Annotated in this window: 4 protein-coding genes; 3 read left to right on the forward strand and 1 reads right to left on the reverse strand. The window is 76.0% G+C overall.

Features of this window, described 5'->3' with window-relative positions; genetic code table 11:
- Nucleotides 1-170: 170 nt before the first annotated feature.
- Complete coding sequence (locus AB0R04_RS23945) at nt 171-2,303, reverse strand: alkyl sulfatase dimerization domain-containing protein (protein ID WP_363374436.1); 2,133 nt, start codon at nt 2,301-2,303, stop codon at nt 171-173.
- 295 nt (nt 2,304-2,598) lie between these two features.
- Here AB0R04_RS23945 and AB0R04_RS23950 point away from each other — a divergent pair, with 295 nt between their 5' ends.
- The 3 genes from AB0R04_RS23950 to AB0R04_RS23960 all read left to right on the forward strand — a co-directional run bounded on the left by AB0R04_RS23950 (nt 2,599) and on the right by AB0R04_RS23960 (nt 24,630).
- Nucleotides 2,599-3,201: a hypothetical protein gene (locus AB0R04_RS23950; RefSeq protein ID WP_363374439.1), complete on the forward strand. Its 603-nt coding sequence runs from the start codon at nt 2,599-2,601 to the stop codon at nt 3,199-3,201.
- Between the two features lie 1,056 nt (nt 3,202-4,257).
- Complete coding sequence (locus AB0R04_RS23955; protein WP_363374441.1) at nt 4,258-5,616, forward strand: serine hydrolase domain-containing protein; 1,359 nt, start codon at nt 4,258-4,260, stop codon at nt 5,614-5,616.
- 183 nt (nt 5,617-5,799) lie between these two features.
- On the forward strand, nt 5,800-24,630 hold the full coding sequence (locus AB0R04_RS23960) for a non-ribosomal peptide synthase/polyketide synthase (protein ID WP_363374444.1): 18,831 nt from the start codon (nt 5,800-5,802) through the stop codon (nt 24,628-24,630).
- Nucleotides 24,631-24,632: the final 2 nt, after the last annotated feature.

A 24,632-nucleotide genomic window follows, 5' to 3' on the forward strand; every position in this document is an offset into this window, starting at 1 on the left:
CGATGGTACTGCAGGGGGGACCCTGTGGGAGAGTAGGACGCCGCCGAACAATCATTCACAGAGAACCCCCATCCGGGAAACCGGATGGGGGTTCTCTGCATTTCCGGGGCTTTGGACTTCAAGGCCTCAGATCGGATCGAGTCGGAAGATCGTAGGCGCCCCCTCCCCGTTTACCGGGTGGGTGGGGTGACTATGGGGAACTTCGGGTCGGGGAGGGTCAGGGTTTCGAAGACGGCGTCGGCCGCCTGTTGGGCGTTCGCGCCCGTGAGGGTGATGCGCTGGTCCTGGACGGCCTGGTCGAAGTTGTGCCGGAAGCCGGGGGTCTGGGCGAGGTCGTCGAGGGTTTGGCGGCTGAGGGTGATGGTGGCGTCCGGCACGTCGACGAGGCGGTCGCCGCCGGCCACGTAGACCAGGACGCCGTTGCGCAGGGTCGTGGTGCAGGTGTCGCCGGTGTCGGTGAAGACCCAGTTCAGGGCGATCGGGAGGCGGTTGCGGTCGGCGGCCGTCGGTCCGTCCACGCTGCGGGCGAGGGCGGAGAAGAACTGGTCCAGGGTGGTGCTGCGGATCAGGTCGGCGGAGGTCTGGCTGGTGATCAGCGGCTGCGGGCCGTCGACGACCTCCCGGGCGCCGGTGAGGTAGGCGTTGCGCCAGGTCCCGTTGGCGCTGCCGTAGCCGAGCTGGGTGAGGACCTTGGCCTGGAGCTCCTTGGCCTGGGTGACCTGCGGCTCGGGGAGCGGGTCTGCCGAGTCGGCGGCGGCGCCGAAGATGACGTGGTCGAGGAGTTCGGCGGCCCAGCGGAAGCCGTCCGGGGTGTCGGTGTCGTAGGCCCGCCGGGCCGCGGTGACGACGGCCTCGGCGCCGCCCATCGCCTCGACGTACGCCGCGCCGGCCTTGACGGGCGGGAGCTGCCACAGGTGGGCCGGGTTGCCGTCGTACCAGCCCATGTACCGCTGGTAGACCGCCTTGAAGTTGTGGCTCAGCGAGCCGTAGTAGCCCTGGTTGTACCAGTGGTCGTCCAGGCCCGGCGGGAGGGTCTCCAGCTCCTCGGCGATCTCTATGCCGGTGCGGCCGGCGTTGATCAGCCGCAGCGCCTGGTCGTTGAGGTAGCCGTACATGTCGCGCTGGGTGTTGAGGAATTCGAGGATGCGGGCGTTGCCCGGCGCGCTGCCCTCGCTCTCCTCGCTCCACATCGGCCAGTGATGCGAGGCGAACAGGACGTCGGTCTCCTTGCCGAAGGTCTGGATCGCCTCGGTCAGGTACTTCGACCACGCGTGCGCGTCCCGGACCTGGGCGCCCCGCAGGCTCAGGATGTTGTGCATGGTGTGCGTGGCGTTCTCCGCGATGCACAGGGTGCGGGCGGCCGGGAAGTAGATGTTCATCTCCGCCGGGGCCTCGGTGCCGGGGGTGAGCTGGAACAGCATCTGCACGCCGGCCAGGTCGAACTGGTACAGCCCCGGCCGCCAGGGGATGACGTAGGCGTCGCTCCACTGGTCCTTGGAAACCGCGGGGTGGGCGGGCCCGCCGATGTAGTCGGTCGGCGGGACGAGCGTCACCTCGCCGGTGGAGATGGTCGTGCCCAGGCCCGAACCGACCTGCCCCGCCGGGCCCTTGTCCAACTGCGCCGCGTACATGTACTGCGCGCGCCGCGCCATCGCGGGGCCCGCGTAGACGTTCTCGCTGATCGCGTGCTCCAGGAAGCCCTCCGGCGCGACCACGGGGACGCCCGGCTCCAGCGGGTCGCCCTGCTCGGCGAACAGGCCCCGGGAGCCGCCGAAGTGGTCGACGTGGCAGTGGGTGTAGACGATGCCCCGGACGGGCCGCTGCTCCTTGGTGAGCTCGGTCTTGTCCCGGAACAGCTTGAGCGCGGCCTGCGCGGTCTCGTAGCAGGCCAGCGGGTCGATGACGACCAGGCCCGAGTCGCTCTCGACGATCGTCATGTTCGACAGGTCGTAGCCGCGAACCTGGTAGATCCGGTACTCGCGACAGCTGGTGACCTGGAACAGCCCGGCGATGGCGGTGAGTTCGCCCTGCCGGTGCAGACTGCCGTTGACCGTGGGCATCTCGGTGCGCAGGTCCGGGTCGAGGAACTCGTACGCGGTGAAGTCCCAGACCACCTTCGACGGGTCCTTGTGGGACATGATGACGGGCACGTCCGGCGGGGCGATCAGGAACCGGTTGGCGTCGGCGAAGTCCCGGCCGTCCTTCTCGTCGGCGATCCTGGCCGCCTCGGCGGCCTTCCGGTTCGCTTCGGCGACGGCGGGCGTGGGCTCGATGGGCTCGGTGTACTCGGGCGTTCCGGACATGGCGAAACCACCTCCATGGTCAGGTGAGGGAACCGCCGCACAGCGGCAGGCCAGTCACGCTAGGTGTGTGCATGACTACGGACAAGGGGGGTGATCTAGCCATCCCTTTGACCTGAACCTGTCGACAATTCGTTCGACGGCTGGGCCGAGGACGCGCCTGCCCGGGGTGCATGCACCCCCTGACGTGCGCCGTCGCACCCGCTGTTCGAACCCGGGAGGGGGCGCCGGCCGTGATACCGGCCGAGGCCGGTCGGTGGTCGGTGGTCGGCGCGAGGACGGATGTGGGAGGACAGCGATGGCCTGGTACCAGGGGCGGAGTCGGATCACGGTGACGGCGGTGGAGGGGCAGTGGCCGCAGCGGGCGGTGGTGACGGTGCGCGGTGGCCGTCCGGTCGAGATCCCCGGGACGGTCGGGGCGAGCCACCTCGTGGACGCCGAGCGCTGGGAGCTCGACCTGGAGCACCGGCGCGAGGGCGAGTGGTGCCCCAACATCCGCGCGGTGCAGGGGCGCTGGCAGGAGGTCCGGGGCGTGCTGACGCAGCTGGTGCACAGCCGCAACCGGGACGGGGGCGGTGACCGCAGCGACCGGAACCTGGTGCTGCGGATCGAGCGCGTCGAACCGGGCGACGGCGCGCCCGTGGACGTGGCCGCGCAGGGCCGCGCGACCGCGCCGCGCACCTCGACGGGCCGGCCGGTGGCGGCGTCCGGGGCGTCGGCCCCGCGGACTTCGGCCGCGCCGGTGGGCGGGACGTCGACCACCTCGTCGGCGCCGACCGTACGGACCAGCGGTTCGGGGGCCGGGTCGGCCGGGCCGGGCCCGTCCGCTCCGTCGCGCGCGGTGACGTCCACCGGTGGCACGGCGACCAGGCCCTCTACCGGCAGCTCCTGGCGGGGCTGACGGGTGTTCTGAGCCCGGAGCCCGCCCGCGTTCCGGCGCGCGGCGGATCCGCTCGGCCGCCCCGCCCCCGGGGCGGCCGAGCGCGGCAGTCCTTCCGCGACCCGGGGGGCGGCAGACGCGAACCAGGGCACGCGTGAACCAGAGCACGCGTGAACGAGGGCACACGCGCACCACGGCACAAGCGCATCAGGGCACACGCGCATCAGAGCCCTCATTGATTCACTCGCGACGCACCTGATCTATTCCGTCGCATTCCTGCACAACCGCCCCAGGCGTCAGGGGAATCACTCGGCTATTCCCCGCGGAAACCCGGCCGGGTGGCCGGGGGGATCGGGGTGTCACAGTTTCGGCCAAAGAATTCACACCCGTCATCAGGCGTTCCGGGCGTGGCCGGGAGTCACACCAGCGATTTTGCGGTTCCGATTCCGGGGAGAGTTGCTTTCCGTTCAATCGCCAGGGGTTGCGAGCGGGTGACCCGCCGTGAAGACTGTTCCGCGTTCGTCGTTCCGAGCGTTCGGGCCGTCAAGGTATTGCCCGGTCCTCGCGACGGTTGTGGCAGGTTCCGCACGGTGGCTGCGGGGAGGGATCGCAGGGGGGATAGGCATGCCGGGCGCAACGATCGCGCAGGTCAGGGCCGTCGGAGCGGCCGACTGGAGCGTTCGGGATTCCTGTCCGGCCCCGCCTGCGGGGTGAGGTCATTCGGCGGTCGGCCGTTCGCCGCCCACCGTTCCCGCTCACCGTTCCCCTGTTCGCCGTTCCGGGGCGGCGTGGAATTCGGGTCGCATTCGCACCGTCCGGTCGGGGAGCGCCGAAGCGGCCGGGAACGGTTCCCGTCGGGCGGGTGCGGCGCCCTGCCGGGAGCGGTCGGGGATTCCCGTTCACACCCAGCCGGCCGTCATCGGCAGACTTCCGTCGATTCCCGTTGTTCCCGCGAGTCTTGAGTCGAGGAGCGCAGGTGGCAGGAAATTTCACGGTGTGCTCCACAGTAATCCGGAATTCATCCGCGGACGCTTGCCGCGCCCGCATCTGAGAACCAGTCAACGGGAGCGTCCGCCCATGCCGTACCCCAGCTCCGCGCCCGTCCGCGAGCGCGCGCCGTTCCTCTTACGCCGCTTACACCGCGAACTGCAGCACCGGCTCGACACGCTCGCGCGTACCCACCGGGTGCCCGGCGCCCAGGTGGTGCTGGACACCGGCTCGGAGGTCCTCGCCCTGCACACCGGTGTGGCCGACGCCGCCACCGGTGCGCCCTTCACCGGGGACACCGTCGTGCCGGTGGGGTCGCTCACCAAGCCCTACACGGCCGCCCTGGTGATGCTCCTGGCCGACGACGGCGACCTCGACCTCGACGATCGGGTCGCCGATCACCTGCCTGAGTTCCGCCGGATGCCAGCAGTAACGATTCGCCAACTCCTCAGCCACACCGGCGGACTGCCCACCGGGCCGGACTCCGACGCCGCCGCCCGGACCACCGCGGCGCACTACCTGTCGTCCGTGTGCACGGCCGGGGACGCGCTCTTCCCGCCCGGGACGGACTTCTCCTACTCCAACGCCGGCTACGTCGCCGCCGGGCGCCTGGTGGAGACGGTGACCGGGATGCCCTGGCACGAGGCCGTGGCCGCCCTGCTGCTCGAACCGCTCGGCACCGTGCCCGTGTTCGTCGACGCCAACGCACCCGCACGCCCGGTCGCCGCCGGGCACGCGCTCAACGCCGCGACCGGCCGGGCCCGGCCGGTCCGGCAGAACCTGGCCCCGCTGGAGGCCCCGGCCGGCGCCCTGCTGGCGAGCGCCGCGGACCTCGCCGCGCTCGGCGGCGCCCTGGTCGGCCGGGCCAAGGCCCTGCCCTCCGCCGTCGCCGAGGAGATGCGCCGCCCGCAGCCCGGCGCCCGGCCGGGTGCGCTCGCGGACGGCTGGGGCCCGGGGCTCGCCCTCTACCAGCAGGACGGCCGGCTGTGGTGCGGCCACGACGGCAACGCCATGGGGACCTCCTGCCACCTGCGGGCCGACCCGGACAGCGGCGTGGTGGTCGCCTTCGCGGGCAACTCCGGCGCCGCCACCGCGCTCTGGCGCGAGCTCGCGGCCGATCTGGCCGAGCTGGCGGGTGTCCGGGTGCCCGCCGCGATCGCGCCCGTGGGCGCGGGCGAGCCCGCCCCCCTGCCCGAGTGTGCGGGCACCTACCGCAACGGTTCGATCCGGTACCTCGTCGAGCGCGCGGGCGACGGGTCGTCCACGCTCTCCGTGGACGGTGACCTGCCGCTGCCCCTGCGCTGTTTCGCCGACCTCTCCTACGATCTGCTCGCCCCCGACACCGGCAGCCCCGAGCCGGGCGGGCGCTTCCACCGTGATCCCGCCACCGGCGTGATCGACCGGGTGCAGGTGTCCGGGCGCACGGCGCGTCGCGCCGACCCCGCCTGAGGCGCCCGGCCTCGTCCTGGCCGCCTGCGGTCCTCCCGCCGACGCCGCCGCGCCGGTGCCACTCCACCGGGCTCACCCCCCGCTCGTTCCGTTCCCCCGGCCCCCGTTCCCGGGCCCGAGGGCCGGCCCCCGCCTGCCCCGGCGCCCGCATCGCCTCCTCCCCGTCCGGAAGGACCTTCCGCCATGACCGACCGGCCTGCCCAGCCCGTGCGTTCGTCCGCTCCGCCGCAGGCCGGCGACACCCCTGGCGCCCGGGGGACCGGTGCCGCCCCGGGGACCGATGCCGCCCCGCCGCCGGCGTACCGGACGCTCGACGCGCTGTTCGCCGCCCAGGTGGCCCGCGCGCCGCACGCGCCCGCGGTGACGGACGGCCGGCGCAGCTGGACGTACCGGGAACTGGCCGACCGGGTCGAGCGCCTGGCCCGCGACCTCGCACGGCGCGGCGCCGGGACGGACCGGACGGTGGCGCTGGTCCTGCCGCGCTCGATGGAACTGGTCGCGGCGGAGCTGGCCGTCGCCCGGACGGGCGCCGCCTTCCTGCCCGTGGATCCGGCCTACCCCGCCGGGAGACGGGCGCTGATGCTCGCCGACGCCGCCCCCGCCGTCGTCCTGGACGACCCGGCCCGGGTCCGCGCGCTGCTGGAGACGGACCGGGCCGACAGCACGGACCGGGCCGACAGTACGGGCCCGACCGGGATCGACCACGCGGCGTACGTGATCTACACCTCGGGCTCCACCGGGACGCCCAAGGGGGTGGTCGTCACCCACCGGGGGATCGGCGGCTTCGCGGAGGCGGCCCGCGCGCACTACGCCGTGCGCCCCGGCGACCGGGTGCTGCAGTTCTCCTCGCCCAGCTTCGACGCCTCCGTCCTCGAACTGTTCATCTCCGTCCTGGCCGGCGCCACGTTGGTGATCCCCCCGCACGGCCCCTGGCTGGGCGAGGAACTCGCCGCCGTGCTCGACGAGCACCGCATCACCCACGCCCTCATCCCGCCGGCCGCCCTGGCCACCGTGCCCGGCGGCGCGGGCCGCCACCTGCGCACGCTGATCGTCGGAGCCGAGGCCTGCCCCGCCGACCTGGTCGACCGCTGGGCGCCCGGCCGGCGCATGATCAACTCCTACGGTCCGACCGAGGCGACCATCGTCGCCACCTGGACCGGCCCGCTGACCGCCGGCAGTGGCGCACCCCCCATCGGCGGCGCGCTGCCGCACGCCCGGGCGTACGTGCTCGACGCGGCCATGCGGCCCCAACCGCCAGGCGTCGACGGCGAGTTGTACGTCGGCGGCGAGGGCGTGGCCCGCGGCTACCTGGGCCGCCCCGGCCTGACCGCCGGGCGCTTCGTCGCCGACCCCTTCGGCCCGCCCGGCGCCCGGCTCTACCGCACCGGCGACCGGGCCCGGTGGACGGCCGACGGGGAGCTGGAGTTCCTCGGCCGGCTCGACCGGCAGGTGAAGATCCGCGGCTTCCGGATCGAACCGGGGGAGATCGAGGCCGCCCTGCGGGCGCACCCCGCCGTCGACCAGGCCGTCGTCGTGGTCCGGGAGGACGAACCGGGCCGCGAACGCCTGGTCGGCTACGCCACGCCCGCCGACCCGGAGCACGCCCCGGATCCGGCGGAGCTGCGCGCGGCGCTGGCCGCCGCCCTGCCGGCCCACCTGGTGCCGTCCGCCGTCGTCGTCCTGGCCGCGCTGCCGCTCACCCCGCAGCACAAGATCGACCAGCAGGCGCTGCCCGCCCCCGCCCGCCCCGGGGCGGCCGGACCCGTCGCCCCGCGCACCGAGCACGAACGCGCCCTGGCCGCCATCTGGGCCGAGGTCCTCGGCGTCGACGCGGTGGGCGCGACGGACGACTTCTTCGACCTGGGCGGCGACTCGATCCTCGCCGCCCGGACCCTGGCCCGGGTCGCCGAGCGGCTGGGCGTCCGGCTCACGCTCCGGGACGTCTTCACCGCGCGGACCGTCGCCGCCCTGGCCCCGCTGGTGGACGAGCGGCACACCGCCGCTCCGCCGGACCCGATCCCGCCCGCCCCGCGCGAGGAGCCGCTGCCGCTGTCCAGCGCCCAGCGCCGCCTGTGGTTCCTCGACGACCTCACCGTCGGGGGGACGGAGTACAACACCGGCGTCGCCCTGCGGCTGCACGGAACGACGGACCCGGAGGCCCTGCGCCGGGCCCTCGGCCGGCTCGCCGCCCGCCACGACTCGCTGCGCACCACCTTCGCCACCGTCGACGGGCAGCTCGTGCAGCGCGTCGCGGCGGCGGGCACCCTGCCGCTGCGCACCGCGGACGTCGGCGACCGGCCGGCCGGGGAGCGCGCCGAAGCGGCCGAACGGCTGCTGACCGAGGAGCTGAACCGGCCCTACGACCTGACGGACGGCCCGCTCGCCCGGGCACTGCTGGTCCGGCTCGCCGCCGACGAGCACCTGCTGCTGCTGGCGCAGCACCACATCATCACCGACGGCTGGTCGGTGGGCGTCCTCACCCGCGAACTGGCCGCGCTCTACCGGGCGGAGGTCTCCGGCGAACCGGACGCGCTCGCCGCCCCCGCCCTCCAGTACCCCGACTTCGCGCGCTGGGAGCAGCGCCGGCGGACCGAGGGCGCCGGGGCGGAGGACGCGCCGGACCTCGCCTACTGGAGGCGGAACCTGGCGGAGCTGCAACCCCTGCAACTGCCCACCGACCGGCCCCGGCCCGCCCAGCGCACGACGAACGGCGCGGCGCACCGCCACCGCCTCCCGGCCGAACTGGTGGCCCGGCTGCGGCACCTCGCCGCGGGCCGCGGCACGACGCTGTTCACCCTGTTCGCGGGGGCGTCCGCGCTGCTGTTCTCGCGCTACTCCGGCCAGCGGGACGTGGCGTTCGGCACCGTCACCACCGGGCGCGACCGGCGGGAGCTGGAGGAGGTGACCGGCTTCTTCGTCAACACCGTGGTGCTGCGCGGCGACGTGGACGAGCGGGCCACCGTCGACCGGTTCGTGGAGAGCGTGCGCACCACCCTGCTGGACGCCTTCGCCCACGCGGCGGTGCCCTTCGACCGGGTGGTCGAGGAACTGGCCCCGCCCCGGGACCCGAGCCGCACCCCGCTGGTCCAGGTCATGGTCGTCCAGCAGAGCCCCACCACCCCGCCGCCCGCCGGAGGCCTGCGCTTCGAGGACCACCCGCTGCCCCGCCCGGCCGCCCGGTTCGACCTGGTGCTGGAGTTCACCCCGGAGGACGCCGACGGCTGCGCGCTGACGGTGGAGTACAACACGGACCTGTTCGACGCCCGGACGGTGGCCCGGATGGCGCGCCACCTGCACCGCCTGCTGGCGGGCATGGCGGACGGTCCGCAGCGCATCCTCGCCGAACTGCCCATGCTCTCCGAGGAGGAGCAGCGCACGCTGCTCGACTCCTGGAACCCGCCCGCGCGTGGCGCCCGCGACCTCCCGGACACCGTGCTGCCCGTGCTGCCCGTGCTGCCCGCGCTGTTCGAGGCGCAGGTGGCCCGCACGCCCGGGCGGACCGCCGTCGGCTGCGGCCCGGTGCGGCGGGACTACGCGGAGGTCAACCGGCGGGCCAACCGCCTCGCCTGGCTGCTGGTCGCCCGGGGCGCGGGCCCCGAGCGGCTGGTCGCGCTGTGCCTGCCGCGCTCCGCCGACCTGCCGTCGGTGCTGTGGGCGGTGCTCAAGTCGGGTGCGGCGTACCTGCCGGTGGACCCGGGCTACCCGGCCGAGCGGATCCGCTTCATGCTGGCGGACGCCGGGCCCGCGCTGGTCCTCGCCACCCGGGAGACGGCGGCCGCGCTGCCCGAGGGGTGGCCCGTCCTGCTGCTGGAGGACGGCGCCGGCCTGGTCGCCGACGCCGACCCGGAGGACGCTGATTCGGCGGACGCCGACCTCACGGACGCCGACCGCCTCCGGCCGCTGCTGCCGGAGCACCCCGCCTACGTCATCTACACCTCGGGGTCGACCGGCCGGCCCAAGGGCGTCGTGATCACCCACCGCAGCGTCGTCGCCCTCGCCCGCTGGGCGGCCGAGCGGTTCGGGCCCGGCGGGCTGGACCACGTGCTCGCCGCGACCTCGCTCAACTTCGACGTGTCGGTCTTCGAGCTGCTCTGCCCGCTGCTGGCGGGCGGCAGCGTCGAGGTGGTCGCCGACCTCGCCGCCCTCGCCGAGGAGCCGGCCCCGCGCCGCGTCGGCCTGGTCAGCGGCGTGCCCTCGGTGATCTCCCGACTGCTCGCCGGGGGCGCCGCCCCGGTCGACGCGGGCACCGTCGTGCTGGCCGGCGAGGCCCTCTCCGCCCAGGCGGTGGGCGACCTGCGGCGCGCTCTGCCCGGCAGCGCGATCGCCAACATCTACGGCCCCACCGAGGCCACCGTCTACGCCACCGCCTGGTTCGCCGGTGACCGGCTGCCGGAGCAGGCGCCGCCGATCGGCAGGCCGCTCGCGCTGACCCGGACGTACGTCCTCGATCCCGGGCTGCGCCCGCAACCGCCGGGCGTGGTCGGCGAGTTGTACCTCGGGGGCGGCGGCCTGGCGCGCGGCTACCTGGGCCGCCCCGGGCTCACCGCCGCCCGGTTCGTCGCCGACCCGTACGGCGCGCCGGGGGAGCGGATGTACCGCACCGGAGACCGGGTGCGGTGGAACGCCGACGGCGAGCTGGAGTACCTCGGCCGGATCGACCAGCAGGTCAAGGTGCGCGGCTTCCGGATCGAACTGGGCGAGGTGGAGGAGGCGCTGCGGCGCTGCGAGGGCGTGGCGGAGGCGGCCGCCACCGTCGCCGACGGCGAGGGCAACCGGCGCCTGGTCGGCTACGTGGTCCCCGTCCCGGGCGGCCGGGTGGAGCCCGAGGCCGTGCGCCGGGCGCTCGGCCTGGCCCTGCCCGACTACCTGGTGCCCTCGGTCGTCGTGCCGCTGCCCGCGCTGCCGCTCAACCCCAACGGCAAGCTCGACCGGAGCCGGCTGCCCGACCCGGGGCCGGCCGTGCCCGCCGTACGCCACGTCGCCCCCCGCACCCCCGCCGAACAGGCGCTCGCCACCATCTGGGCGGAGGTGCTGCGGCTGGAGCGGGTCGGCGCGGACGACAACTTCTTCGACCTCGGCGGCGACTCCATCCTCGGCATCCAGGTGGTGGCCCGTTCCCGGCAGGTGGGGCTGGCGGTGACCTCCGGGGACCTCTACCGGCACCAGACGGTCGCGGCGCTGGCCCGGTGCGCGGACGACGCCGAACGGCCGGCCGTGACCGCCCGGGTGGCCGCCGCCGGGGCGGGCGTCCTGACCCCGATCCAGCGCTGGTGGCTCGACCGGGCCGCCGGGCGCGCCGGGCACTTCAACCAGGCGCTCTCCCTCCTGCTGGGCGCCGACGTGGACCGGGCGGCGCTGGAGGACGCCCTGAACGACGTGGTCGCCCACCACGACGCGCTGCGCTCGGCCTTCACGGCCGAGGCCGGCGAGCCCGACCCCGCGGAGCCCCGCGACGGGGAGCCCCGTAACGGAGAGCCCGGCGGCGTGCGCTGGCGGATCGACGACCGGGCGCCCCGGATCCGCCTGGGCCGGCACACGGGCCCGGACGGCGACACCCCGCACTTCGGCCCCTTCGACCTGGGCGGCGGCGACGGCCCGCTGCTGCGCGCCGTGCTGCACGAGCGCGGTGCGGGGCAGCCGCCGGTCCTGCACCTGGCCGTCCACCACCTGGTGGTCGACGGGGTCTCCTGGCGGGTGCTGGCGGAGGACCTCGACGCGGCCTACCGCGCCCGCCGCGACGGCCGGGACGGGGCGGCGGCCCTGCCGGCGAAGTCCTCGCCGCTGCGGCAGTGGGGGCAGCGGCTCGGCGCGTACGCGGCGGCCGGCGGCTTCGAGGACGAGACGGAGTACTGGGCGCGGGCCGTCCCCGCGCAGGACGGTGACGCCCCGGCGGACCCGTTCCCGGCCGACCTCGCGGGGGCCGACACCCACGCCTCGGCCCGCTCCGTCACCGTGCGCCTCGACGCCGCCGACACCGCCGCCCTCCTGCGCACCCTGCCCGACACCTACCGCACCCAGGCCAACGACGTGCTGCTGAGCGCCCTCGGCCGGGCCCTGTGCGGGGCGAGCGGGCTGGAGCGGGTCGTGGTGGACGTCGAGGGGCACGGGCGCGAGGAACTGTTCGCCGACCTCGACCTGAGCCGCACGGTCGGCTGGTTCACCACCCGGCACCCCGTCGCGCTGGCCGTGCCCGCCGGGGCCGACTGGGACGGCGTCCTCAAGCGGGTCAAGGAGCAGCTGCGCGCCGTCCCCCGACGGGGTCTCGGTTTCGACGCCCTGCGCCATCTGGGGCGCCCCGGCACGACCCCCGACGCCCCGGCCGCGCGGATCAGCTTCAACTACCTCGGCCGGATGTCCTTCCCGCAGGACGCGGCCGGGCTCTACCGCGGCACCTTCCGGCCCCTGGAACTGGACGCCGACCCGCACGTCGAGCGCCCGCACGCCCTGGAGGTGGTCGGCCGACTCGACGGCGACGCGCTGGAGTTCAGCTGGTTCTACTCCGGCGCCGTGCACCGGCGCGACACCGTCGAGGCCCTGGCCCGGCGCTTCGCCGCCGAGCTGGCCGACCTCGCGCGGTACGCGGCCCGCCCGGGCGCCGCCGGGCGCACCCCGTCCGACTTCCCGCTGGCCCGGCTCGACCAGGCGGCCGTGGACCTGATCACCGGCGACGACCCGGGCGCGGTGGAGGACGTCCTCCCGCTGACGCCGACCCAGTCCGGGATGCTCTTCCACGGCCTCGCCGAGGAGGACAGCGGCGCCTACTTCCAGCAGCTGGACTTCGTCCTGGACGGCGTGCCCGACCCGGGGCGGCTCGCCGCCGCCTGGCAGTGGGTCACCGACCGGACCCCGGTGCTGCGCGCCCACGTCCGCTGGCAGGAGGTGCCCGAGCCGCTGCTGGTGGTGCGGCGGCGGGCGGCCGTGCCGGTCACCCACCTGGACTGGCGCGAGCTGTCCGAGCCCAAGCGCCGGGGCCGGCTGGCCGAGCTCCTGGACCGCGACCGGGCCCGCGGGCTGGACCTGGCCCGGGCCCCGCTCCAGCGGCTGCTGCTCATCCGCCTCTCCGACACCCGGGTGCGCGTGCTGTGGTCCTTCCACCACCTCGTCCTGGACGGCTGGAGCCTCTTCCAGGTGCTGTCCGACGTGTTCGCCGTGCACGCCGCGCTGGCCCGCTCCGAGCCGGAGACGGGAGAAGTCCCGTCCGGCACCGTCCCGTCTGGCACCCTGCCGTCCGGCACCGAGTCCTTCGGCACCGTCCCGTACGGCACGGTGCCGGAGCGCCGGCCCTACCGCGACTTCGTGGCCTGGCTGCGCGAGCGCGACCCGGCGGAGGCCGAGCGGCACTGGCACGGGCGCCTGGCCGGGCTGGCCGAGCCGACGCCGCTGCCGTACGACCGCGAGCCGCGCCAGAGCCACCGCGCGGAATCCACCCGGGCCGTGCCGTTCACCCTGCCCGCCGCCGCGACCCGGGCGCTGGAAGGTCTCGCGCGCAGCTCCGGCCTGACCCTGAACACCCTGGTCCAGGGCGCCTGGGCGATCCTGCTGGGCCGTCAGGCCAACCGGGACGAGGTGGTGTTCGGCACCACCTCGTCCGGGCGGCCGCCCGAGCTGCCCGGCGTCGAGACGATGACCGGCCTGTTCATCACCACCCTGCCCACCCGGACGGCCGTGCCCGCCGACGGCACCCTGCTCGACTGGCTCCGCACGCTGCAACGGGAGCAGGGCGAGGACCGGCGCCACGGCTTCGTCCCGCTCACCCGCCTGCGGGCCGCCACCGTCCTCCCCGAGCAGACCGCCCTGTTCGACAGCATCGTCGTCTTCGAGAACTACCCGGTCGAGGACGACGCGGCCGCCGCGCACGGCCTGCGCCTGCGCGACCTGGACGGCATCGAGACCACCAACTACCCGCTCGCCCTGCTGGCCTACCCGGGGCCGGAGCTGGCCCTGCGGCTGTGCTACGACCCGCGGCTGTTCGACGAGGCCACCGTCCGGCGGATGGCCGGGCAGCTCACAGTCGTCCTGACAGGACTGCCCGGGAGCGCCGGGGGCCCGCCCGCGCGCGTGCCGCTGCTGACCGCCGGGGAGCGCCGACGGATCCTCGTCGACTGGAACGCCACCGCCGTCGAACGGACCGAGCGCGACATCGCGGACCTGTTCGCCGAGCAGGTGCGCCGCCGCCCGGACGCCGTCGCCGTGGAGGCGGGCCACGAGCGCCTCAGCTACCGCGACCTCGACGCCCGCGCCGCCGCCCTGGCCGGCCGGCTGGCCGCGCTCGGCGTCGGCGCCGAACGCCCGGTCGGCGTGCTCATGGACCGCTCCGTCGACCTGGTCGTCGCCCAGCTGGCGCTGGTCCGGACCGGCGGGGTCTACGTGCCGCTGGACGGCAGGGCGCCGCGCGAGCGGCTGCACCTGATGCTGGCCGAGGCCGGCGCGGACCTGCTGCTCACCGACGCGCACCGGGCGCGCGTCGCCGAAGAACTGCTCCCCGCAGACCGGGTGCTGCGCGTCGACCGGCCGGACGAGCCGCACGCCGTCGACCGGCCGGCCCCGGTGCTCCACCCCGACAACGTCCAGTACCTGATGTTCACCTCGGGCTCCACCGGCACCCCCAAGGGCGTCGCGGTGCGCCGGCGCGACGTCGCCGCGCTCGCCCTGGACCGCGCCTTCGCCGGCCACGACCGGGTGCTCGTGCACTCCCCGCACGCCTTCGACGCCGCCACCTACGAGCTGTGGGTGCCGCTGCTGCGCGGCGGCACCGCCGTGCTGGCCCCGCCGGAGGACTTGGACGCCGCCGCCGTCCGCCGCGCCGTCACCGAGCAGGGCGTGCAGTGCCTGTGGCTGACCGCCGGCCTGTTCCGGCTCCTCGCCCAGGAGGACCCGGGCTGCCTGCGCGGCGCCCGGGAGGTGTGGACCGGCGGCGAGGCGGTGCCCGGCGCGGTCGTGCGCCGCGTCCTGGAGGCCTGCCCCGACCTCACCGTGGTCGACGGCTACGGCCCGACCGAGACCACCACGTTCGCCACCCGCCGGGCCTTCCGCCCCGGTGACCGGCTGCCCGCCGTGCTGCCGATCGGACGCCCGCTGGACGACACCCGGGTGTACGTGCTGGACGGCGCCCTCCAGCCGCAACCGCCCGGCATCACCGGCGAGTTGTACATCGCCGGCGCCGGCGTCGCGCGCGGCTACGCGGGTCGGCCCGGCGAGACCGCTGCCCGCTACCTCGCCGATCCCTTCGGGCCGCCCGGCGGCCGGATGTACCGCACCGGCGACACCGCCCGGTGGAGTGAGGACGGCGAACTGCACTTCGTGGGCCGCGCGGACGACCAGATCAAGATCCGCGGCTTCCGCATCGAACCCGCCGAGATCGAGGCGCGGCTCACCGCCCACCCGGCCGTCGCCGAGGCCGTCGTCTCGCTCCACGAGGACGCGGGGCGCAGGCGGCTGGCCGCTCACCTGGTGCCGGCCGGCGGCGCCGAGCCGCCCTCCGCCACGGCGCTGCGCGCCCACCTGGCGGCCGACCTGCCCGACTACATGCTGCCCGCGGCCTTCGTCACGGTCTCCGAACTGCCGCTGACGGCCAACGGCAAGGTGGACCGCCGGCGGCTGCCCGCCCCCGACTGGTCGGCGGCGGCCGACCGCGCCCACCGCGCCCCGACCACCGACACCGAACGCGTCCTCACCGCGATCTGGGCGGAACTGCTCGGCGTGGAGCGGGTCGGGGTCGACGACGACTTCTTCCTGCTCGGCGGCGACTCGATCCTGAGCATCCAGGTCGTCTCCCGCGCCCGCGCCGCCGGTCTCGCGCTGTCCCCCCGCGACCTGTTTCGGCACCCCACCGTCGCCGCGCTGGCCGCCGCCGCCGGCACCGCCGCCACCGTCGCCGGGACCGAACCGGTCAGCGGCGAGGTGGGCCTGACGCCCATCCAGCACTGGTTCCTCGACCCGCACCCGCCGTACGCCGCGTCCTTCGACCAGTCCGTCGTGGTGGAGGCGCCCGGTGAGGTCGACCCGCAGGCCCTGCGCCGCGCCCTGACCGCCCTGTGGGCCCACCACGACGCCCTGCGCTCCCGCTTCACCACCGGGGCGGACGGCGGCTGGCAGCAGCACTGCGCCCCCGCGGACGCCGCCGCGCCCGAGCTGCTGGAGGTCGTCGACCTCGGCGCCCTGGACCGGGCGGCGGCCGAGGCCGCCGAGGCCCGGGCCACCGAGGCCGCGCACGCCGCGTTCCGGCTGGACACCCTCCCGCTGCTCACCGCCCGCCTGTTCACCACCGACGGCACCCGGCCCGCCCGGCTGCTGCTGGCCGTCCACCACCTGGTCGTCGACGGCGTCTCCTGGCGGATCCTGCTGGAGGACCTGGAGACCGCCTACCGGCAGGCCGTGGAGGGCCGGCCGCTGCGCCTGCCCGCCCGCACCACCTCCGTCCGGGAGTGGACCCGCCGCCTGCGCGAGCACACCGCGGCCGGCGGCTTCGCGGGCCGGCGCGCCCACTGGGCGGCGGCGGCCCGGCACTGCGCGGCCGCGCTGCCGGTGGACGGCGACGGCGGCAACACCGCCGCCGACCTGCGCGCCGTCACCGTCCGGCTGGACCGCGAGCGCACCGGGGACCTGCTGCGCAAGGTCCCCGGGGTCTACCGCACCCGGATCGACGACGTCCTGCTCACCGCCCTGGGCCGGGTGCTCGCCGAGTGGACCGGGCGGCGCACCGTCGCGATCGGCCTGGAGGGGCACGGCCGCGAGGACCAGCTGTTCGAGGACGTCGACCTGTCCCGCACGGTCGGCTGGTTCACCTCGCTCTTCCCCGTCGCCCTCGACGTCCCGGACGGGGACTGGGGCACCGCGCTGAAGGCCGTCAAGGAGCAGCTGCGGGCGGTGCCGGAGCGCGGCCTCGGCTACGGCGCGCTGCGCCACCTCGCCCGGGACGAGCAGCTCGCCGACGCCCCGGCCCCCGGGATCAGCTTCAACTACCTGGGCCGCTTCGACTGGTCCGCCGACGGCGCCGCCCTGGTGCGCGCCGTCCCCGGCGGCCTCGGCGGCGCGGAGGCGCCCGGCACCGAGCGCCCGCACCTGCTGGACGTCGTCGCCCGGGTCGAGGGCGACCGGCTGGAGATCGGCTGGTACTACAGCGCCGGCCGGCACCACGAACGGACCGTCACCGCGCTCGCGGACGCCATGCTGCGCGCCCTGGAGGACCTCGTCGCCCACTGCGCCGAGCCCGGCGCCGGCGGCCGCACCCCCGCCGACTTCCCGCTGGCCCGGCTGGACCAGGCGGCGGTGGACCGGATCGCCGGGGACGGCCGCTCCGTCGCGGACGTGTACCCGCTGACGGCGATGCAGGCGGGCATGCTCTTCCACAGCCTGCTGGACCCGGACGCCCACACCTACGTCAACCAGGTCCAACTGGTCCTCTCCGGCGTCACCGACCCGCACGCCCTGGCCGCCGCCTGGCAGCAGACCGTGGACGCCAACGCGGTGCTGCGCACCCGGCTCGCCTGGCAGGACACCGCCGAGCCGCTCCAGGTCGTGCAGCACCGGGCCGCCGTCCCGGTGACCCACCACGACTGGACGGGCCGCCCGGCCGACCGGGTCGAGCGGGACACCGCCCGGCTGCTCGCCGAGGACCGGGCGGCCGGCCTCGACCTGGCCGCCGCGCCGCTGATGCGGCTGACCCTGGTCCGGCTGTCGCCGACCCGGGTGCGGGTGGTGTGGACCTTCCACCACGTCCTGCTCGACGGGTGGAGCGCGGCCCAGGTCTTCGACGAGGTGTGCGAGCGCTACGCCGCCCTGGCCGCCGGGCGCCGGCCGAACCCGGTCGTGCGCGCCCCCTTCGCCGACTACCTGCGCTGGCTGTCCGGGCAGGACCCGGCGCGGGTCGAGCGGTACTGGCGCGACACGCTGGCCGGGTTCCCCGCCCCCACCGAACTGCCCCGCGACCGGCGCCCGGCCGAGGCGCACCGCGCCTCCTCCTCGGCATCGGTGCGGGTGACCCTCGACAACGACCTGTCGGAACGGCTGCGGACCACCGCCCGGCAGGCCGGGCTGACCGTCAACACCGTGCTCCAGGGCGCCTGGGCGCTGCTGCTCTCCCGCTACGGCGGCGGGGACGACGTGGTCTTCGGCACGATCGTCTCCGGCCGGCCCGCCGAACTCCCGGGCGTCACCTCGATGGTGGGGCTGTTCATCAACGCCCTGCCCACCCGGGTGCGGATCGACGCCGGCCGCTCGCTGCTGGAGTGGCTGCGGGAGCTCCAGGACGCCCAGTCGGAGGCCCGCCGGTACGACGCCGTCTCCCTGGCGCAGCTCCAGAACTGGAGCGAACTGCCGGGCGGCACAGCCCTGTTCGACAGCATCGTGGTCTTCGAGAACTACCCGTTCGACGCGCAGACGCTGACCCGGCACGGCCTGGGCGTCGAGACCGAGCACGTCCTGGAGCCGACCAACTACCCGCTCGGCGTGGTGGTCGCCCCCGGCGACGCCATCGCGGTCAGCCTCGACCACGACCCGGCCGTCTTCGACACCGCCACCGTCGAGGCGCTCGGGGCGGGCCTGCACACCCTGCTGACGGCGATGGCGGCCGGCCTCGACCGGCCGGCGGCGCAGCTGCCGCTGCTCGACCCGTCGCGGGGGCGCGAACTCGTCGACCGCTTCGGCGGGGCGGTGGTCGAGGCACCGCAGGACACCGTGCCCGAGGCCTTCGCCCGGCAGGCCGCCCGCACGCCCGACGCCCCGGCCGTCCGCTACGGCGACGTGCTGCTGACCTACCGGGAGCTCGACGAACGGGCCAACCGGCTGGCCCGGCTGCTGATCGCGGCCGGCGCCGGGCCCGAGCGGTTCGTCGCGCTCGCGCTGCCCCGCACCGCCGACCTGGCCGTGGCGCTGCTGGCGGTGCTCGAGAGCGGCGCCGCCTACCTGCCGGTCGACCCCGGGTACCCGGCCGAGCGGATCGCGTTCCTCTTCGAGGACGTCCGCCCCGACGCCGTGGTCACCGACACGCAGACCGGAGGGCGGCTGCCGGCGGGCCCGTTCACCCGGATCGTGCTCGACGACCCCGGGTGCGCCGAACGGCTCGCCGCCGCCCGCCCCGACGCCGTGCGCGACGACGAACGGCTCGGCGCCCTGCTGCCGCAGCACCCCGCGTACGTCATCCACACCTCCGGTTCGACCGGCCGCCCCAAGGGCGTCGTGGTCGCCCACGCCTCGGTCCTGGCCCTGACCGACTGGGCCGCCGCCGAGTTCGCCGACCACGGCCTGGCCCACGTGGTGGCCGCCACCTCGCTCAACTTCGACGTGTCGGTGTTCGAGATCTTCTCGCCCCTGCTCGCCGGCGGCTGCGTGGAGCTCGTCCGGGACCTGCTGGCCCTGGCCGAGCGCCCCGGGCCGTGGCGGGCCGGCCTGCTCAGCGCGGTGCCCTCCGCCCTGGGCGGCCTCCTCGCGGAGGACGCCGTGAACCTCGGCGCGGACACCGTCGTCCTGGCCGGCGAGGCCCTGCCCGCCCGGACCGTGCGCCGGCTGCGCGAGGCCGTCCCCGGCTGCCGGGTGCTGAACATCTACGGCCCCACTGAGGCCACCGTCTACGCCACCGCCTTCGCCTGCGACCCCGCCGACCCCGACCGCGACCCGCCGATCGGCCGCCCGGTCGGCGGCGCCCGGGCCTACGTCCTGGACGACCGGCTGCGCCCGGTGCCCGTCGGCGCGCCGGGGGAGCTGTACCTGGCCGGCACCGGCGTCGCCCGCGGCTACCTGCGCCGCCCGGGCCTGACCGCCGCCCGGTTCCTGCCCGACCCCTTCGGCCCGCCCGGGCGCCGGATGTACCGCACCGGGGACCTGGTGCGCTGGACGGCCGACGGCGACCTCGGCTACCTCGGCCGCGCGGACGACCAGGTCAAGGTGCGCGGCTTCCGGATCGAACTCGGCGAGGTCGAGGCCGCCCTGGCCCGCCACCCGCAGGTGTCGGCCGCCGCCGCTCGGGTCGTCGACCACGACGGCCACCGGCGCCTGGTGGGCTACGCGGTGGCCCGCGACGGCGCACTGCCCGACCCCGTCGAGTGGCGCGCCTTCCTCGGGAGCACCCTCCCCGACCACCTGGTGCCCGCGCTGGTGGTGCCGCTGGAGCGGCTGCCGCTCGGCGCCACCGGCAAACTCGACCGCCGCGCGCTGCCCGCCCCGGTGTGGGCCGCCCCGGCCGCACGCGGCGAGCGACCGCCGCGCACCGCGACCGAACGCACCCTCGCCGCGATCTGGCGCGAGGTGCTCGGCGTGCCCGAGGTGGGCGCGGACGACAACTACTTCGCGCTCGGCGGCGACTCGATCCTGGGCATCCAGATCGTCTCGGCGGCCCGCCGGGCCGGCCTCGCGCTCACCCCCCGGCACCTGTTCGCCCACCAGACCCTGGCCGAACTCGCCCTCGCCGCCGAGGAGTCGCCGAGCCCGGCGGTCGCCGCCGAACAGGGCGCCGTGGTCGGCGACGCCCCGCTCACCCCCGTCCAGCACTGGCTGCTGGACACCCTCGGCGGGGACACCGCCCAGTTCACCCAGTCGGTCTCCTTCACCCTCGCCCCCGACACCGAGGAGCCCCTGCTGCGGGCCGCGCTCGCCGCCGTCCTGGACCACCACGACGCGCTGCGCCTGCGGTTCCAGCCGCTCGGCGACGGGCGGTGGCGCCAGCACGGCACCGCGCCCGGCGACCTGCCGGAGCTGCGCACGCATCAACTGCCCGCCGCCCCGGCGCTGGAGCGCGAGGCGACGCTGCGCGAGCTGGGCGAGCGCCTGGCCGCAGGCTTCGACCTGGCCGAAGGGCCGCTGCTGCGGGCCGCGCTGTGCCGTTTCGACGGCGAGCGGCACCCCGTCCTGCTGCTGGCCGCGCACCACCTGGTGGTCGACGCGGTGTCCTGGCGCGTCCTCCTGGAGGACCTGGACACCGCCCACCGCGCGCTGCGGGCGGGCGGGCGGCCCGACCTCGGCCCCAAGACCACCTCCTTCCGGGCCTGGGCCGAACGGCTCGCCGAGCACACCGCAGCCGGCGGCTTCGACGACGAGCACGCCCACTGGTACGGCCTGGAGCACGGCGCCGCGACCGCCCTGCCGACCGACCTGGACGGCGCCAACACCGCCGCCACCGAGGAGTCGCTGGACCTCGCCCTGGACGCCGAGGACACCCGCCGGCTGCTCCAGGACGTCCCGGAGGTCTACCGCACCCGGGTCAACGACGTCCTGCTCTGCGCCCTGGGCCGGGTGCTGGCCCGCTGGACCGGCCGGGACCGGGTGACGGTCGCTCTGGAGGGCCACGGCCGCGAGGAACTGTTCGACGGGGTCGACCTCTCCCGGACCGTCGGCTGGTTCACCACGCTGTACCCCGTGGCCCTGGACGTGCCCCGGGACGCCGACACCGGCACCGCCCTGAAGACCGTCAAGGAGAACCTGCGCGCCGTACCGCGCGGCGGGCTCGGCTACGGCGCCCTGCGCCACCTGCGGCCCGCCGCCGACCCCCGGCTGCCCGACCCGCCGCAGCGGCTGCCCGACCTGCCGCAGATCGGCTTCAACTACCTGGGCCGGCAGGATCGGACCCCCGCCCCCGGCGGCCTGCTGCACGCCCCGGCCGGCCCGCTCACCGGCGGCATGGACCGGGCCGCGGACCGGCCGCACCTGGTGGACGTGCTCGGCCGGGTGAGCGACGGGAAACTGGCGTTCACCTGGTCGTACTCCCGCGCGGTGCACCACCGCGCCACCGTCGCCCGGCTCGCCGCCGAACTGCTGGACGAGCTGCGGGAGATCGTCCGCCACTGCGCCCAACCCGGCGCGGGCGGCCGCACCCCCGCCGACTACCCGCTGGCCGCCCTGGACCAGGCCGCCGTCGACCGACTGGCCGGCACCGGACGGGACGTGACGGAGATCCAGCCGCTCACCCCCACCCAGACCGGCATGGTGCTGCACGGCCTGGACGAGGCCGAACACGGCCTGTACGTCGAGCAGATCACCTTCGTCCTGGACGGCGCCCGCGACCTGCGGCCGCTGGCCGCCGCCTGGCAGCACGTCGTCGACCGCACCCCCGTGCTGCGCACCGCCGTCGTCCTGCGCGACGTGCCCGTACCCCTCCAGGTGGTCCACCGGGAGGCGACGCTGCCGGTCACCGAACACGACTGGAGCGCACTGCCGGAAGCCGAGCGCGAAGCCCGCCTGGAGCGGCTGCTCGCCGACCAGCGGGCCCGCCCGCTGGCCCTGGACCGGGCCCCGCTGCTGCGGCTCGACCTGATCCGGCTCGGTCCGGACGCGGCGCGCGTGGTGTGGACCTTCCACCACGTGCTGCTCGACGGGTGGAGCGTCTTCCACGTCCTGTCCGACGTCCTGGCCGCCCACGCCGCACTCGCCCGCGGCGACCGGCCGGGCCTGCCCGAGCGCCGGCCCTTCGTGGACTACGTCGGCTGGCTCGCCGCCCGCGACACCGCCGCCGCCGCGGAGCACTGGCGCGGCGTCCTGGCGGACCTCACCACCACCGCGCTGCCCTACGACCGCAAGCCCGCCCAGGGCGACACGGCCCGCTCCGGCACCTGGCTCTCGCACCGCCTGGCCGAAGCCGAGACGGAACGGCTCCAGGAATTCGCCCGCCGGCACCGCCTCACCCTCAACACCCTGGTGCAGGGCGCCTGGGCGCTGCTGCTGTCGCGGTGGAGCGGGGAGCAACGGGTGTGCTTCGGCACCACCGTCTCCGGGCGCCCGGCCGACCTGGCCGGCTCCGACGCCATCGTCGGCCTGTTCATCACCACCCTGCCCGCCCGCGTCACCGTCGACGGCGCCCAGCCCTGTGCCGCCTGGCTGCGCGCGCTCCAGGAGGAGCAGGCCGAGGACCGCCGCTTCGACCACCTGCCGCTGGCCGCGATGCACGGCCTGAGCGGGCTGGCGCCCGGGACGGCGCTGTTCGACAGCCTGGTGGTCTTCGAGAACTACCCGGTCGGCGACGCGACGGCCGGCGCCCACGGCCTGCTGATCCGTGAACTGGACGCCAGGGAGGCCACCAACTACCCGCTCACCGTGGTCGTCTCGCCCGGCGACCGGCTCGCCGTCGAACTCGGCCACGACCCCCGGTACATCGACCGGGACACCGCGGAGAAACTGGCCGCCCAACTGCTGCACACCCTCGCCGCGCTGGCCGGCTCGGACGGCGCCGCCCGCCTGGACGACCTCGACCTGCTGCCGCCCGGGGAACGCGAGCGGCTGCTGCGCGGCCCGGCCCGCCCGGCGGGCGCCCCGGTGCCCCCGGCGGCCCTGCCCGCCCTGGTCGAGGCCGCCGTGGACCGCCGGCCGCACGCCCCGGCGCTGAGCGCCCCCGGGCTGGAGCTGACCTTCGCCGAGGCCGAGGCACACGCCAACCGCCTGGCGCACCGGCTCATCGCGCGCGGCGCCGGCCCCGGCGAGGTGGTCGCCCTCCTCCTGCCGCGCTCGGCGGACATGGTGCTCGCCCAGCTGGCGGTGGCGAAGACCGGCGCCGCGTTCCTGCCGGTCGACCCCCACTACCCCGACGAGCGCGTCGAGTTCATGCTGCGCGACGCGGCGCCCGCGCTCACCCTGGACGCCAAGGAGGTCGCGGCGCTGCTGGCCGCCCCGCCGGACGGCGCCCCCGGCCACCGCCCCGCCGACCCCGACCGGCTCCGCCCGCTCGACCTGGACGACCCCGCCTACGTCATCTACACCTCCGGCTCCACCGGCACCCCGAAGGGCGTCGTCCTCACCCACCGCGGGCTGGCCGCCTTCGCCGCCGCCGAGGCCGAGCACTACCAAGTCGCCCCGGGGGACCGGGTGCTGGCCTTCGCCACCCCCAGCTTCGACGCCTCCGTGCTCGAACTGTGCATGTCCCTGCCGCACGGCGCCCGGCTGGTGGTACCCGCACCCGGGCCGCTGCTCGGCGCCCAACTGGCCGAGGTGCTCCGGGCGGAGGCGATCACCCACACCCTGCTGCCGCCGGCCGCCCTCGCCACCCTGCCCGCCGACACCCCCGGCACGCTGCCCGCGCTCAGGACCCTGGTGGTCGGCGCCGACGCGTGCGGCGCCGACCTGGTGGCCCGCTGGGCCCCGCACCACCGCATGGTCAACTCCTACGGCCCCACCGAGGCCACCGTGGTCGCCGCCTGGTCCGCGCCGCTGGCCCCGGACGGCGCCGCGCCGCCGATCGGCCGCCCGCTGCCCGGCACCGGCGCCTACGTCCTGGACGCCCGCCTGCGGCCGGTGCCCGACGGCGTCACCGGCGAACTGTGGCTGAGCGGACCGGCCCTGGCCCGCGGCTACCTCGGCCGGCCGGGCCTGACCGCCGCCCGCTTCACCGCCGACCCGTACGGGCCGCCCGGCACCCGGATGTACCGCACCGGCGACCTGGTGCGCCGCGACCACCGGGGCGAACTGCACTACCTGGGCCGCACCGACCACCAGCTCAAGCTGCGCGGCCACCGCATCGAGGCGGGCGAGGTCGAGGCCGTCCTGACGCGCCACCCGGCCGTGCTGGACGCCGTGGTGACGGTGCGGGAGGACACGCCTGGGCTGCCCCGCCTGGTCGCCCACCTGCTCGCGGCCCCCGGCGCCGAACCGCCGACCGGCGCCGAACTGCGCGCCCTGGCCGCCCGCTCCCTGCCCGGCCACCTCGTCCCCTCGGCCTTCGCCGTCCTCGACCGCTTCCCGCTCACCGCGAGCGGCAAGACCGACCGCACCGCGCTGCCCGCCCCCGCACCCGAGGAGGAGCAGCGGCCCGGCCGGCTGGCGCCCCGCACGCCCACCGAGGAGGCCGTGGCCGAGATCTGGGCCGAGACCCTGCGGACGGCCGTGGGCGTGACGGACGACTTCTTCCAACTGGGCGGCGACTCCATGCGGGCCCTGCTGATCGCCTCCCGCGCCAACGATGCCTTCGGCGTCACGCTCACCCCCCGCGACGTCCTGGTCTCCCGCACCGTGGCCGCCCTGGCGGAACTGGTGGAGGACCAGGTGCTGAGCGAACTCGAAGACGCCGCGTCCGGCGGCCCCGACGATGACGAACGATGACG

Source organism: Kitasatospora sp. NPDC056731, from assembly GCF_040687675.1.
Taxonomy (GTDB): Bacteria; Actinomycetota; Actinomycetes; order Streptomycetales; family Streptomycetaceae; genus Kitasatospora.